General features: G+C 40.0%; 9 protein-coding genes. 2 read left to right on the top strand and 7 right to left on the bottom strand.

The annotated features are described in order from the left end of the window. Window positions 1-30: 30 nt before the first annotated feature. Complete coding sequence (locus B5Y40_RS08340) at window positions 31-1,050, top strand: PorP/SprF family type IX secretion system membrane protein (protein ID WP_079686225.1); 1,020 nt, start codon at window positions 31-33, stop codon at window positions 1,048-1,050. Window positions 1,051-1,081: 31 nt separating this feature from the next. Continuing rightward, window positions 1,082-4,357, top strand: a complete 3,276-nt coding sequence (locus B5Y40_RS08335; RefSeq protein WP_079686224.1) for an FG-GAP-like repeat-containing protein — start codon at window positions 1,082-1,084, stop codon at window positions 4,355-4,357. A gap of 28 nt (window positions 4,358-4,385) precedes the next feature. Here B5Y40_RS08335 and B5Y40_RS08330 read toward each other — a convergent pair whose 3' ends face one another. The 7 genes from B5Y40_RS08330 to B5Y40_RS08295 form a co-directional block, all read right to left on the bottom strand. Further along, complete coding sequence (locus B5Y40_RS08330) at window positions 4,386-6,641, bottom strand: alpha-N-acetylglucosaminidase (RefSeq protein WP_079686223.1); 2,256 nt, start codon at window positions 6,639-6,641, stop codon at window positions 4,386-4,388. A 63-nt stretch (window positions 6,642-6,704) separates the two neighbouring features. After that, window positions 6,705-7,094, bottom strand: a complete 390-nt coding sequence (locus B5Y40_RS08325) for a hypothetical protein (protein ID WP_079686222.1) — start codon at window positions 7,092-7,094, stop codon at window positions 6,705-6,707. Between the two features lie 91 nt (window positions 7,095-7,185). After that, complete coding sequence (locus B5Y40_RS08320) at window positions 7,186-11,589, bottom strand: PAS domain S-box protein (protein ID WP_079686221.1); 4,404 nt, start codon at window positions 11,587-11,589, stop codon at window positions 7,186-7,188. Between the two features lie 100 nt (window positions 11,590-11,689). Next, window positions 11,690-12,319, bottom strand: a complete 630-nt coding sequence (locus B5Y40_RS08315) for a response regulator transcription factor (RefSeq protein ID WP_079686220.1) — start codon at window positions 12,317-12,319, stop codon at window positions 11,690-11,692. 471 nt (window positions 12,320-12,790) lie between these two features. After that, window positions 12,791-13,690 (bottom strand): DUF5777 family beta-barrel protein, encoded by a 900-nt coding sequence (locus B5Y40_RS08305; protein ID WP_079686218.1) that lies wholly within the window; start codon window positions 13,688-13,690, stop codon window positions 12,791-12,793. A 10-nt stretch (window positions 13,691-13,700) separates the two neighbouring features. Continuing rightward, entirely contained in the window at window positions 13,701-14,228 is a 528-nt protein-coding gene (locus B5Y40_RS08300) for a YceI family protein (RefSeq protein ID WP_079686217.1), read from the bottom strand. Between the two features lie 29 nt (window positions 14,229-14,257). Continuing rightward, window positions 14,258-15,073 carry a SprB repeat-containing protein gene (locus tag B5Y40_RS08295; protein ID WP_079686216.1) on the bottom strand — a complete coding sequence of 272 codons (816 nt, stop codon included), beginning with the start codon at window positions 15,071-15,073 and terminating at the stop codon, window positions 14,258-14,260. Between the last annotated feature and the right edge of the window lie 4 nt (window positions 15,074-15,077).

The following is a 15,077-nucleotide window of genomic DNA, read 5'->3' as shown; positions in this document are numbered from 1 at the left end:
TATATCCGGATAAAGATTGACAACGAAGCAATGAAAAAAATTATAGCGATCATTTTTTTATTTACTGGATTTAATGCTGCCGCGCAAGACCCACATTTTTCGCAGTACTATCAGGCACCATTATTCCTAAATCCAGGATTTACAGGTATAACTCCTCAGCAAAGAGTTGTATTGAATCACCGGATCCAGTGGCCAAGTCTGCCGCAGGCGTTTACAACCTACTCAGCCTCATATGATATCTTTGTAAATGAATTACGAAGCGGCTTTGGTGTACTCTTCACCACAGACAAAATGGGGTCAGCCGGATGGCGCAGTACAACGGCTAGCCTACTGTATTCTTATAAAGTAAAGTTGACCAGCAAGCTTGTCTTCTCACCCGGCATTTCATTCGGGTATGGCGTAAATGGATTGGACCGCACCAAGCTCCGCATGGGTGATGGACTTGAATATGATGGAACATCGCTTGATCCTGAATTAAATAAACTCGGCAAAGACGGCTATCTTGATTTCGGTTCTGGATTTGTATTGTATTCAAAGAATATATGGCTGGGCGCCTCATTCTCACATATCAATCGTCCCGAGCTTTCAGTGCTGGGAGAAGATAGCAGACTACCTATGAAAACTTCGATTCATGGTGGCGTCAAGCTAAGCCTGCATGGAGCAAAAACATCTCGCCCATCATACCTCACACCGTCCTTTATCTATAAAATGCAGGGGCCGACTTTCTCACAACTTGATCTCGGCATAAATTACCACATTGATCCTATATCTGTTGGTTTATGGTATAGGGGGAAACCTTTCCAGAAAAGTGTAGCCAATACAGTAGAACAAGATGCTTTCATCATTTTCCTTGGTTTATACTTTAAAAATCTTACTGTTGGCTATAGCTACGATTTTACAATTTCAAAGCTTCAGACTGCATCTGGTGGCGCGCATGAAATATCTATAGTATATGAATTCTCATCGCACAGATCCGACAAGAAGAATAAGAAAAAATACAAACTGATTCCATGTCCTTCCTTTAATAGTAAAGAGGGATTCTGGAATTAATAACACCGTCCTTGCAAAAATAAGACCCACCATGATCACCAGGATAATCGCTATCGTCGCAAACAAAGGCATCGCATTCCTGAAGGTTATGCTATATACCTGCCTCTTCTCTAGCTATATAGTGACGAGCTATGCTCAAATACCCGAGGTTAAAGTAGTGAGCAAAGTCACCGGGAGCATGGAACAGATCATTACTTTGAAAGGCAGTGGATTTGGCATTGATCCGGCAAAAGCTATTGTGATGTTTGGAGCAGCAAAGGCTTCTGTTGTTTCAATCTCCGATCAAGTGTTGGTCGTAAAAATTCCCGTAGGCACTACTTACGACAACATAGCTATAACAAATCTTACTTCTAACCTGACAGGGTACGCACAACAACAATTTCTATTGAGTTTTCATGGTGATGATGCGCAGCCATTCAGCAGCAATAACCTGGAAGGCCAGTTTGATTTTCCCAACAGCGCAGCAGTGGCCACTGGTTTATATGACTTATGTTTATGTGATTTTGATGGTGACGCCAAAAGCGACCTTGCCACTTCAAATGACAATTCAGCCTTCGTTAATATATTTCGTAACACAAGCAGTGGACCAGGCAATGTTGCTTTTAACAGCAAGATATCGATAAACCTCCTTTCAAAATCTGTACATATAAAATGTGGCGATCTCAACGGCGATGGAAAAACAGACCTGGTTATAACGGAGAAAGGTTCAACAGAAAAAGTATACTTCCTCCAAAATAACAGTTCGGGGCCTGGTAGTTTCTCATTTACTACACAATCTGTAAAGCTTGCCGGTAAAACTCCAAAGCATGTTGATATCGCAGATCTCGATCTGGACGGCAAACCGGAATTGATCATTACTTCTCAGACCACAAATACTATATCTATACTTCAAAACAAAAGCACAAAAGCAGCTATATTATTTACAGCAACTCCGATCACAATAATGTTCCCCAATGTAACTACGCTCGATGCATTGGCTGTAGAAGATTTAAATGGTGACCGTATTCCGGAAATAATAACCAGCCAATATCAAAACACCAGCAACATTTTTATTGTGAATAACAGCTCCCTCCCGGGTTCAATTATCCTCAACAATATCATAACTATAAACGCAGCCGCTACAATCAACGCCATTCGTGTAGGCGATCTCGACAATGACGGCAAAAAAGATATAGCCTATACGCAATCTGCTCCTTCAGCTTCTGTTGGCATTCTTATTAATCAAACAGCTGGTGCACAAATTTCATTCGGAAGTGCACAGACGTTCCCTACAGATACCTCTCCCTGGGGCCTTGATTTCGGAGATCTTGACGGTGACGGAAAAACAGATATAGCAGTGGCATCCAGTCAAAAGAAGTCAATCACTATCCTGAACAACAATAGTAGCCCGGGAGCGCTTGCGTTTCAGTCCACGACAAAGGCAACAACATACCTCAATCGTCACGTTGTTATAGGTGATGTTGACGGTGATGGGAAACCAGATATAGCCTTTACAAGTATAGACGATGCGCAGTTAAATATAGCAGCCTCGAAGATTTCAGTTTTCAGAAATAAAACGTGTATGACTCCGGAAGTAACGCCTCTCGGGCCGTTGAATATATGCAACACGAACACGGTTGCCCTGACAGCAACACCAGGGGGTGGAATCTCATATGAATGGACAAACCTGTCCACAAGCGTAACGACTGCTGGCACGAATACATATACTCCATCTGTTACAGGTGATTACAACGTAAAGGCTATTGCGGAAAGCGGAAGTTGCAGTCCTATATCAAATACTGTTAGTGTAAGGATAGCAGCCGGCACCGCAGGTGATCCGAAACCTGTAAACAACGGGCCCGTTTGCTCTGGCGGTGGGCTCACGCTATCCTTGGGAAATGACCTCGGCACCGGCTTCACATATCAGTGGACAGACGTGAATGGAACCAATATAGGCACTGGACCTACTGTCCAAATCAACAACGTTAATTTATCTCATGCAGGAGTATATTCTGTGAATGTATATGCTGGTGATCCTGCGACAGGATGTCTCGCACGAACAGAATCTACAACCGTGCAAGTAGTAGATATACCTAACTTTTCAGTGCAACGTTCAACAGGTGAGGTTATTTGTGCGGGAGATCTCTCCACGCTCTCTGTATTTCCTGCTGTTACCGGCTTTACATACCAATGGTATGAAAAAACTTCTGGTATTATTTCCGCTCAAACAAATAAAAACTTAACGCGTGGCAGTTCAGGAGAATTTTATTTCCAGGCAACATCTACAAATCCAAATTGCCCAGTGGCAACTTCGTCATCGGCTAAACTTGTGGTTGCCAACGCACCGTCTGTTGCCTTCGATGCGCCAGCAACTGCCTGCCAGGGACAGGAAGTAAAATTTAAAAATCAATCTGTAACGGACCCACAAGCTGAAGTGTTCTATACATGGGACTTCGGAGATTCACACACTTCCACGGACAAAGACCCGGCACATATATATACTACAACAGCTGCTGCACCGTATTCTGTTACGTTAACTATATCGTATAAAAATGCCACGTGTATAAAGGCTACAAACAAATCCATTCTAATCACTCCGGCTACACCGGTTGTTATAACAAGCAATACAGGTAGTTTTGAGTTCTGCGCGGATCAAGAATTGGAGCTTTCAGTATCGGGTTCTTATAACACATATGCCTGGAGCACTGGATCTATAGCATCTACAATAACGGTACAGGAAGCCGGTGAATACTCCGTTGAGGTCATGAATAATGGCTGTCCGCTAAAGGCCATTCAGGATGTTACTACATTCCCATTACCCGTGGTAACTGCAACAGCTCATCCTGAAATCATAGCAGAAGGCGAAACAACACAGCTTGAAGCATCCGGATTACTAAACTATATATGGGAACCGAAGGCTTCTCTTTCGCAACCAGATATAGCCAATCCTGTGGCGAATCCTGTAATCTCAACACTCTATACGGTTAGTGGAACGGACAATAATGGATGTGCAGGGAATGCGACCGTTCAGGTATCCATAAGGGACGCGACCGTTGTAAACAAATTGAAACCTAGTAATTTCTTTTCTCCCAATGGAGATGCCATTAATCAGTATTGGACGATCGATAACATTCTGGATTACCCTGAATGCAGTGTAACTATATTTGACGAAAAAGGAGTGAAAGTATATACCGCGAAACCATACCTCAATGATTGGGATGGCACATTCAATGGAAAAATCCTTCCTGACGGAGTTTACTACTTTGTCATTCGCTGTGACGGACAAGAAAAGCAACCAAAAACGGGAAGCATTACTGTATTAAAATAATACTTCGCTACACATACTATATATCGTTTCAGCGGAGCAATTCAGAAACCCGCTCAACTGGATTATCAACAATAATTCTACTAGGAACAGTCTTCTGCTGGCACCAGTTTTCTTCCCAGGTTTTAATCTTCAACCGCGTTGCCTCTTCGTTAAAAGGTTTCTTTTCTACCAAGGCTTTACGAAGATCCTGCATAAAGATGCGCCATCGCGGAACATAAAAATCTATATACATACCTTGCCAGGACTTTGAGGCATAATCTTTCAAATTATCTCCACCCCAAATTGTAATTTGCGTGCGTGCATTGTTAATATATAGCATGGACTCTCCTTCATTATCACCGTATTGTTTTGCATCGTTTAACCAAAGCGATAAATTATTAAGAGGTTGAATACCAATCAATGAATCCAATTGCCCAGCAAGTGAAAATGCAGTATTCATAAGAGAATCTCCCTTTACATAATTACCAGACTTATATGTCCGGATACTTGCCATCAACAAACTATCAGCACGCATGCTAATGTAATGCCTCGAAAACTCCACAAAATCATGAATCAGCAAAGTATTCTCCTTATTCGCATTCGCTTCTTTCATTAAAATATGTAATGCCCTCTTTAGCTTTTTTGCATCACCAGGATATCCTTCAAAATCTACAATATTTGCTGTCGGACGTTTAAATAGCAAGTAAGCCCCACCCCCATTCCACCAACGCGGTATCCAATAGCGTGTCTGAAATACAGACTCCTTTAACTCATTCCAGGCAGATAGTATAGTATCAGAAGTATATCCATATCGATCATGGGTATATTGCGAAATCCAATCTTTCCACACTATACCTTGACTAGTCCATGGCAGGTCATATATATACTCATATACCAGCGAGTTATTATTTAATCCTTCCGGCAGTACACCATAGCCAACGAGGTTTCTTTTTTCGGAACTACTTATTAAATCAGTGGCTTCTTTATTATAGAATTCCAAATCTCCATATACCGGATTCGAGCCTCCATAATTATGAACATAACCATAGGTCCATTGCTTTCCCCCATAGGCTTTTGTTTGCTTCCACAGCCCGGGATAGCGATCATTACCAAAATCCTGAATAATCATTTTTGATGGCGGAACTTTACTCAAAAATGATTGAATGGAAGTTGTGTCCCAAAATTCCTGATCGTTACCAAAGAGCCAACCCTGCATCACCCAGCTAGCAGAAGAATCTGCCTGTTGAATGGATTTATATATAGCCTCTCCATATTCAGCTAAAGTCTGCTGTTTATTATCAGCCGTAACAGGAGGTTTCATTTCATTGAAGGAGTCTGCCAGGTAAAACGAAGCATCGCCATATATATCCTGGTATATTTCAATAAAACGCTTTCCGATCTGAAGGAACAAAGAATCTTTCGGATCAAGCAAATAGGTACCTTCAAAGCCTTTCTCCCAAGGTTGAAGTTGCTTAATGTTTGCATGTGGAAATTTCTTCTTCAGGCTTTCAGGTACATATCCACTGAACGCAGGCACTACGGGTTTCATACCGAGCTCTCGCATTCTGTGCAGTATCTTTTTCTGCAAAGTTTCTTTCTTTTGAATAAAGTTTAAAGGCAGTGGTCCACCATATTTATTTATATTCCCCATGCGATGCCATGGCAGAAACGCAGCACCACTGAAATGATTTAGTATCTCGGATTCCTGCAGTCCCATCTCCTTCCACAACCTTAGATATACAGCCTCCTGTCCTTCCATAGCAGATGGCATATTGATGCTGCGTATAGCCATCCAGTCAATTTCCTGTTCCCATCGCTCCCAGTTCCACCACACCGTAGTATATCCGAAAGCACAGACGTTAAGATATTGCCGAAAGACAAAAGGTGTTTTAAAAGTTTGAGATGTATATTCCGGCCACTGCTGTGGAAGTTGTACGCGATTTCCTTCCCAACTTACATGAAGGGCTCCAATTTTTCTTAAGTATGTATAAGCACCATAGCAAATTGCTGGAATTGAATTTCCTTCAATGGTAACTTTATGGTTGGCAGCACTGATCGTAACCTGATCTTGCGTAGCATTTTCAGCTAGCGTCAATACGAGTTCCCTGGCTCTTTCACCGATTAATCTTTCTAATACTTGATAGGCTGGTTCTATATTTTCATCCTCTGACTCTACATCTTCTTTTTGATGGCAGCAAATAAATACAGATGAAACGAGTAGAACTAAAACAAAATTACTACCCGAAGAATATATAGCCCGCAATATATATTTGGAATAGCACACACGATCTTTTACAATATCCATAAACTAATGTTAGTCGTAAAATATAGGAGATAAATATAGCAGAGGCACTGCGTTGATACTGCCCTAAAGATCAAGCCACGCCTCCGCTTCTGCTGCTGTGCTGAAATTTTTCTTGGGAAATTGCGTTGTCTTAGCTACAGCGTTCAGCTGCATTTCCGCCACATCGTCTTTGAGGATTTCTGCCACTTTGCTTACGCCAGCTTTCAAAAGAATTGCTTGTGCTTGTTCATGTAACTTAACCACTTCCTTGGGATGAGTCTTCATTTCAGACGCATCTGTTAAAAGCGTAAATCCCTTTTTTAACTTTGAAACTCCGCTAACCCAGTGATTGATATAATCTGGAACCTGTTCAGGCGTTCTCCAAAAACCAATAATCTTCAGGTATGCTCTGTTTTTCTCTGTTGATACAGAGATTGTATAAAACTTATTATCGCCGATTTTAATGAGGGACATCTTTGCAGGAGTTAGGGGTTTTCCTACAAATTTATTTGAATTTCCCTTTTCTCAAAATCTGTAGTCGCTCTTGACCACAGCGCAAATCAACTTAATACTGAAGTTCTTCCACTGAAGAGTAAAGAATGCTGTTATACTTTCGCAGCTGGCAGTGTAAATCCTGTATTGAAGGCGAGTATTGATCGTACTTTCTGAATTCGTCAAATGATTTGATCAGAGCCTTACATTTCAAATTCTTCACAATTGGAGAGAGCTTATGAATTTCGGCCCGTATACCTTCCATATTCTTTTCAGCAACATACTTCGTCATGTTGTCTTCCAGAAGCTTGAAGTCGTTGATCACAATTTTTTTAATTTTTTCCATTTCTTCACGATCATAATCAAAGGCATCCTCGTAAAACTGGAAGGACAGAAAATCCTCTTCTTCTCTTTTACGCGGAGTAACTTTTATTATTTTCTGAATAAGTGTTTCAAATTGGAAAGGCTTTGTAACAATATCCTGAATACTATACATCGCGGTCTTTGCCTTCAGGCTTTCTGACAATGACTCGGCTGTAAAAGCTATCACAGGTGTGTGCCTATTTCTCCCACGTTCCTGCGTTCGAATTGCTTCTGTGACTTCATATCCATTCAGCCCTGGCATTTGCAAATCCATGAGAATAACATCAAAGGTTTTATTTGCAGTATGAATCAGTGCAAGCTCACCACCGGAAGCCATAGTACACTCAACTTCACAATCCTTTAAGTAGCTTCCAACGACCATGCGATTAGACTCAACGTCTTCCACATATAAAACGCGATAACCTTTAAAAGACGACACCAACGTTGCTTCATTTATCTCTTTTATACTTACATGAGGAACGGCAACCGAACATATTGCAAATGGAATTGAAACCGAAAAAGTCGATCCTTCGCCTTCTTTACTTCTTACAGAAATCTCTCCGCCTAACATTTCCACGAGGCTTTTCACTATGGAAAGTCCTAAACCTGTACCACCAAATTTTCGAGATATATACTTTTCAGATTGGTGAAATGGCATAAAGATCAACGGAAGCTTATCATCTGCTATACCAATTCCTGAATCAATTACTTCGAACAACAACCGGCACTGCTTCTCATTCTTTGAAACCAATGAAGCCGTTACTTTAACGGAACCGCTCTGCGTAAACTTCATTGCATTATTCACCAAATTATTGAGTATTTGGTTAAGTCGCATAGAGTCTCCACTCAGCATCGATGGAATCATGGCATCTGCAGTCACTTTGAAATCAAGTCCTTTCTCTGAAGCAATTGGAAGGTAAGCCGATCTGAACTGCTGAAGGAATTCAAGAGTATTAAACGCAATCTCTTCGAGCTCAATTTTACCAGCTTGTATTTTATTATAGTCTAGTATATCATTTACAAGATGCATCAGGTTATCACTGGAGCCCTTTAGCGTCTTGATGATTTCCTGTTGATCTTCTCTTGGCTTTTTCTTTAGCAACAAGTTTGATAGTCCTATAACCGAATTCAGTGGTGTCCGTATCTCATGACTCATGACCGATAAGAAATCTTCTTTTATTGCTGAAGCGGCTTCTGCTATCAACTTCGCTTCTATAAGTTCGGCCTCTCGTTTTTTGTCAAATGTTATATCATAGCTAAATGAAAAGTATCCATCGAATGTACCATTATTGAACAATGGTATCATGTGCTTGAGACACCAAATATAGCTACCATCTTTACCTTTATAACAAACCTCTCCAGACCAATTTTTTCCTTCCGTTAATTCACGCCATATCCCAGCAAAGAAACGTGCATCATGTACCGGAGAATCGTATAGCGTAGACTTTAAGTCATGATATGTATTACCTATAATTTCCGTTTGTTCATATCCCATTATTTTTTCGAACAACGAATTCACATGCGAAATTTTACCTTGACCATCACATGAAACAATTATAGCTATTTCATTCAGCGCATCCGTCTTCAGTTTTAACTGTTCGTAGGTTTGCTTTAAGGTTGTTTGTGACACAGTTAATTTATAGTTGGCGCTCTCAAGCTGCTTCGATCTTTTTCCAAGTTCCTTTAGTAAATTATTCAACTTCTTATTCAGGGATTTATATTCCCTCACTGAGTTTGTCAGACGTGCATTCGACTGGTTTAATTTTGTTTCATACGCAATCTCATATCCTATATCTCTCGTCAATGAACGGATAGCCGTAATTACTCCTTCTTTATCTTTTATAGCACGAAGACTTTTCTGACACCACACATATTGCTGCGTATCTTTTCTCCGCATCCTTACCTTGACCATGACTGATTCTTCCGAATGCACACTCGCCTTTCTGAAAGCCATCATCAACTGTCTTCTATCCATCGGATGAATGATATCGCTTACTATCTTTCTGCCAACCTTATCCTCGGGTAAATAGCCAAGTAAATGTGTAATCGCAGGTGAAACATACTGCACTATACCCTTGAGATCGTAAAGCCCCATGATCTCATGGCCAGCCTCTGCTAATATCCTATACTTCTCTTTGCTTAATCGAAGTTCCTCAGCTATTTGTTTCGATTCGGTTACATCGCGCGCAACACCAAAAATTTCAATAGGCTGTCCTTCTGAATCCCTGAAGACATCGCCCTTTAACCTGATCCAGCGTATCTGGCCGTTGGGTAAAAGTATTCTATGTTCCACCTGATAGGGTTCACCATTCCCTATACTTTCAATCGCATTGTTTATAACTATAGCATGATCGTCCGGGTAAACACATTCAAAGAATTTTTGCTCTGTAATTTTCTCTGTATGATCTACACCATATATTTTATAGGTTATATCAGACCACAATAAATCTTTCGTATGAAAACTCCAACGCCAGCTTCCGATGTTTGAAAAGTGCTGCGACAGTCTGAACAGTTTTTCCATCTCCCTTGATGCGTTCTCAGCAGCCAGCCTATCAGTAACATCAATCAGAACATACATTCTGCATAAGTCACCTTCAACCATGATCTCACCTATTTGAACTTCAAAAGAGCGAACCTTATTATCCTTATCGTAAAAATGTCCAATGAATGATTGAACGGTATCTCTACCTTCTTTTTGTGAACGCTGCAAATCTTCAATAAACAGCTTAGTTTCAGGTGTACAACGATCGGTGATGTGAATGGGATCTATTAGACTATACTCATCCATATTCGCATAACCGAAAATATTTAGTAGCTTTTTATTAGCGTATATAACTTTCCCACGCTTCTCTATAGATACCCCAAGTAATGTACTTTCAATAAGTGTTTTATACTTTGCCTCGCTTTCGTGGCGAAGTGCCTGCTCCTGGAGTAATTCAAAATTCTTACGTTCTACTTCAAGCCTTTTCTTTACATTAAGACGCTGACGACTTATGATAAGCAAAAAGACACAGACAATACCGGCAAGAGCAATTAGAATTGTATTTCTCTTATGAATTTCCTCCTGATGCTGATGCGATAAAAAGGAGATTTCTTTTTCTTTTTTCTCCATTTCATAATTATTCCTAAACTTCTCTATAGCAGAGTTATTCTTGGTTTTTTGCAAACTATCGTTCAGTGTTAGATATAGAGACTGATATGTATAGGCTAAATTATATTTCCGTTGTGCTTCATACGCTTTTGCAATCAGATTATAACTTGCCGCTATTTCTTCTTTAGAGTTTACTTGTAACGCATAGTCCAACGCTATTTCTGCTGTAGACAATGCAAGCTTTTGCTTATTAAGCGCTCTGTATATTTCACTGAACGCCCCATATATAGCGGGGAGTTGTTTATTGGACTTTACTTGACTTGCGAGTTGCAGGGCTTTTTGCTGATACATAAGTGCCTCTGCGAATTGATTTCTTCGAAAACTGATTTTACCGATAGCGTTGAGTATCCAACTGGAGGCGACTTTATCTTCAAGTCCCTCATTTAATTTTAAAGCACGATAATAATACACTAAGGCCAACGAATCCTTTTTTTCCTTTTCATAAACGATTGCAATGTTATTCAGTACCCGGGCCGAACCTCTGTTACATTTTGACTTATCCCAGGCAGTAAGTGCTTTGCTGAAATATTCATAAGCAACTCTATTATTTTCTTGCGCCAGATAAATGACACCTATATTGTTATAGCAGACCGCTATATGATTCGTATCCTGAAGTGTTTCATATACTCGCAGCGCCTTTAGGAAAAAATCAATTCCCTGCGAAATTTTCCCTGCTCTGTTATTGTATACACCTAGAAATATATAGGCTTGGGCCTTTCCCTCCGGGAAATTAATCTCTTCAGATAACGCGAGAATTTCATTGGCAACGGGCAGGACTTTTTCGTTGTCGATACGCGATTGCGCGTCACACAAAAGAATTAATGTATTGACACGGTTAGAATCCTGATGAAGAACTTTCAGGACTACATTAAGACTATCGATCTTTTTATTTTGTGCAAACGCAATGTTACTATTACCCAGGAGAACCCAGAGAAATAACCAGGAAATAATATTCCTTTTCATGACATGCTTATTCAAATGATGTCCTTCTCTTCATTCAAACATATTTTGTTTGAATCCTTTAACCACGACTCAATTATAAATACAGTTTGCTTATATATACTTAAAACCTAATTTTCTGTTCAGCGATCTTAGCGACCAGTTCGGTTGTGTTTTTCAAATCAAATTTTCCAAGAACATTAGCGCGATGTGTTTCAATTGTTCTAGGACTAACTTCCATACGCGCAGCGATCTCCTTGCTTGAACAACCCTCTATCAGATATTTCACCACTTCTTTTTCCTTGCTCGTTAAGAAGGGAAGCCCACGATAAGATTTCTTATAAAGACTGCTTACAAGAAGATTGGATATTTCTAGAGAGTAGAACTTTTCACCTTGCAGAACTTTATGCAGTCCTAATATCAATTCTTCAGATTCCACATCTTTATGAATGTAGCCGTCAATGCCTGCTTCCATTGCATTCACGATATAAAACTCTTCTTTATGAGAACTCAGGATGACGACTTTTACTCCTGGCTTTTTATCCTTGAAATATTTTGCAACATCCAAACCACTTTCCTTGTCCAGGGAAATATCAATCAAAACGAGGTGCGCATTTAAATCCGGAACATGCGACCGCACCGCACTAAAACTGCTAAACTCTCCTACCACATTAAATCTTGGGTCCTTTTTTAATATTGATACAAGGCCAATTCTAAACAATGCGTGATCATCAATTACAATTAGTTTTACCATATTATTGAATAATTTTAAGTTCGTTATCTGTGATCGTTATATAACCTTGTTCAGGCAAGCTCGCCGTTTTGAATTCTCCTGATCCAACCGATTGTAAGTAAGCGTCACTATCAATCTTTACTAAAGAGAAAACATGGGTTATAGTTACTTCGATTAGATACCTAATCTTTCGACAAAGATGAGCAGGTTCAAATAATATCACGTAAATCACCTGATGACAAAAAGGTGTACTTTATATAATCATGTGATTAAATTGTTCAAAGAGATGTATCCTTTTGATAAGTAAGACTCTATTATTATCCAATCTAAATAAGATAAGTCTCCCACTTGGATTAAGGGATGTCCACCAATTTGCCATTCATGGCAAATTCATTCAAAATCGAACTTTCTTATGCTAAAAAAGAAAGGGCCTCGAGTTTCAACAACCGAGGCCTTTATACCTTTAATTTTCAACTAAACATCAGGAACAAACTACTGTTTTCTTTTCAATTGAAATGCCCTGGTGACGTTAAATCCAAGATGAATATCTCCATCGAAAAAATCTCCATCAGTTTCGGTAACAAATGTGCGTTCAATCATACCCCGTGTGTTCGTTAATATGATCTGAAAAACGTGTCCACCGGTCTCAATATCTACGGCGATACCGATTGCGTCCTTATATGAATTAGCATCGCTAGGATTGACACGATAATAATACTCTGCATTCACGGATACACTTGGAGTTACCTTTATTCGCCCTCCAACACCAAGAGCGACCTGATTGTTATCCCCCTCATTTACCGCAACCCAGTTCTTATGCACTAATGTTGGCATGAATTGAAGCGATAATGCAGGAGTAAATTTCCGTGCAAACAGAAGCTGTGCGGTATAAGCTAACCGATCTGAGCGTTGAAAACCAGCGGGTACATCTGCATCGCGGGGTGATGTCTTATAAGCCGTACTACCAAATGCTGTAATTGTAACCGGAGCTCCATCCCTCGATTGTTTCAAAAACTTGTATTTCAGATATCCATCTACGGTTTTATCAACCGAATTTCTTCCAATACCAATCCCGAAATTATCGGTAACGCCATACTCCAATCCCAATCTGACATAAGCATCATCCAAACCATACACTTCGTAAAGGCCACCATTTAACCGTCCGAACCTGTGAGAGAAAATAAACTCCAAAGTGCCCGCGCCAATGGTCTCCACCGAATGTCCATTAATTAATCGAGTTCCTTTAAACGCTTGTGAAGTATAGGCGGATGACTTCTGATCTGATTCTTTTTCTAACTCTTTTAAAAGATCATCCTGAGCAAAAACGGGAGATCCGAATAAAAAAATGAAAGCTATATTTAGTCGCGAAACGCTTTTTATAAATAACTTCATATGTATACTTCTAGTGTTTGTATGTAAAATTGATTGTTACCTCGACCTGCTCCGCGATGTTCTGCCACATCAATTTTGGAATCTGTACTTTATAATCTTCGAGACGAACTATAAAAACTGATTTCATTACAAGGTTGTCACCTTGTTTTTCGATTGTTCCAGGAATTTCAACATCACGCGTTACCCCGTGAATGGTAAGCTTACCTTGAGCCTTTACGTTCTGTGTTGCAGCACTTGGATCATATCCCGAAATTTTTCCTTGAAAAGTAGATTTAGGGTACTTTTCAGTTTCCATATACTTCTCATTGAAGTGCTCTTGCATCAATGACTTCTTAAACTGGAATTCATTTACAGGTATAATAAAAGCTATGTTACCAGTAGAAGCATCAAATACGCTTGAGGCCTTTGTATTATCCGCTTTAATATCCTCTAAGGTAGCGTGCGAAAAAAAGGTGATCTGACTTTTCGCTACACTGTATTTTTGTGCGTTTGTGCCAAGTGCCGAGCATATTAACAACACAGCTAAATGAATTTTCATAATCGATAATGTTTAAGTTTTGAAGTCTATTAATTATTCTTTGCACCGTCATCTACCCAACAAGCAATCTTGTCGATATCACTCTGTGAAAGGGCCGGCTGTCCTGCGGGAGGCATGGATCTATTTCCCGTGCGTCTTTTTATATCACTCGCGTTTTTCTGTACAGTGGACAAGTCTGCCCAATTTGGAATACTCTGACCACTGACGTGACAACCAGATATAGCACAATTCGTATCGATGATCGATTTAATTTCCGAGCTCCAACTAGTTCCGGTCTCACCTCTGGCTACTGTTGCATTCAGAGATATAGCACATCCTTCCGAGTCTCTGATTCTCACGATATATGTACCATTCTTCAGATCAGAGAATTCTGCACTTGTCCCAAAGCTTCCCGATCCTATACTAAATTCAAAGGGAGAGTTTGTTCCTGTTGGTATGATTGTAATCGTTCCGTTATCAGTAAGGCACTCGGTGTCTTCAGTTGATTCATAGGTAGCTGCCAAATCCGAGGACTTAATCACCAATGTGCTCTCAACCAGATTCTCGCATCCGTTAGCATCGCGTATAGTTATTAAAAAAGTACCACCACTCAGACTTGCAAAAATTCCGGATGACTGATAGGTACCGCCATTTATACTGAACTGATAAGGAGGTTCTCCACCTGTGCCTGCAACTGTAATCGATCCATCATTACTATCACAATTGGAAGGATCTGTTTTGGCCTCTACCGATACTTCAGGTTTATTTACTTCACAATCCACTGCTTCTTTTTCAACGTGATTGGTACATCCCAAAAAAAAGACAAAAAGAAAACCAATGATGACAAATTTTGCACTACGCCTCATATAA

It is taken from the genome of Ohtaekwangia koreensis, assembly GCF_900167975.1.
In the GTDB taxonomy this organism is placed as follows: domain Bacteria; phylum Bacteroidota; class Bacteroidia; order Cytophagales; family Cyclobacteriaceae; genus Ohtaekwangia; species Ohtaekwangia koreensis.
Note: the sequence above shows the minus strand (reverse complement) of the source record. Positions and strands in the feature narration are given on the sequence as shown.

Excerpts from the sequence above, each read along its gene's own strand:
- B5Y40_RS08340 (WP_079686225.1), top strand. The coding sequence starts at position 31 with ATGAAAAAAATTATAGCGATCATTTTTTTATTTACTGGATTTAATGCT.
- B5Y40_RS08335 (WP_079686224.1), top strand. The coding sequence starts at position 1,082 with ATGATCACCAGGATAATCGCTATCGTCGCAAACAAAGGCATCGCATTC.
- B5Y40_RS08330 (WP_079686223.1), bottom strand. The coding sequence starts at position 6,641 with ATGGATATTGTAAAAGATCGTGTGTGCTATTCCAAATATATATTGCGG.
- B5Y40_RS08325 (WP_079686222.1), bottom strand. The coding sequence starts at position 7,094 with ATGTCCCTCATTAAAATCGGCGATAATAAGTTTTATACAATCTCTGTA.
- B5Y40_RS08320 (WP_079686221.1), bottom strand. The coding sequence starts at position 11,589 with ATGAAAAGGAATATTATTTCCTGGTTATTTCTCTGGGTTCTCCTGGGT.
- B5Y40_RS08315 (WP_079686220.1), bottom strand. The coding sequence starts at position 12,319 with ATGGTAAAACTAATTGTAATTGATGATCACGCATTGTTTAGAATTGGC.
- B5Y40_RS08305 (WP_079686218.1), bottom strand. The coding sequence starts at position 13,690 with ATGAAGTTATTTATAAAAAGCGTTTCGCGACTAAATATAGCTTTCATT.
- B5Y40_RS08300 (WP_079686217.1), bottom strand. The coding sequence starts at position 14,228 with ATGAAAATTCATTTAGCTGTGTTGTTAATATGCTCGGCACTTGGCACA.
- B5Y40_RS08295 (WP_079686216.1), bottom strand. The coding sequence starts at position 15,073 with ATGAGGCGTAGTGCAAAATTTGTCATCATTGGTTTTCTTTTTGTCTTT.